At 61.3% G+C, this 269-nt stretch carries 1 protein-coding gene; it reads right to left on the minus strand.

The features are described from left to right. Nucleotides 1–161, minus strand: a 161-nt coding sequence (locus OP79_RS49360; RefSeq protein WP_033329949.1) for a transposase, incomplete at its 3' end; no start/stop codon positions are given. Nucleotides 162–269: the final 108 nt, after the last annotated feature.

The raw sequence follows: 269 nt of genomic DNA on the forward strand, positions 1-269 counted from the left end.
CAGGACTGGTAGAGGATCGAGTTCACGATCTCCCGCATCGGATAGCGGCCCTGGTGGCCGCTCACGGAACGGTGCCGGCTTTTCCATGCCGTGAGCACCGGCTCGATCAACGCCCACTGCTCGTCGGACAAGTCGCTCTGGTACGGCTTGCATTCACTCACCCCACCGATCCCAGCAGACCACCTGCACCGGACCGGAACGTTCCGGCTTCACCCACACCATCAGGTGATACCAGAACCACTCATAGACTCACGAACCGCCCACTGAGA

This window comes from Streptomyces yerevanensis, assembly GCF_000716805.1.
In the GTDB taxonomy this organism is placed as follows: domain Bacteria; phylum Actinomycetota; class Actinomycetes; order Streptomycetales; family Streptomycetaceae; genus Streptomyces; species Streptomyces flaveus.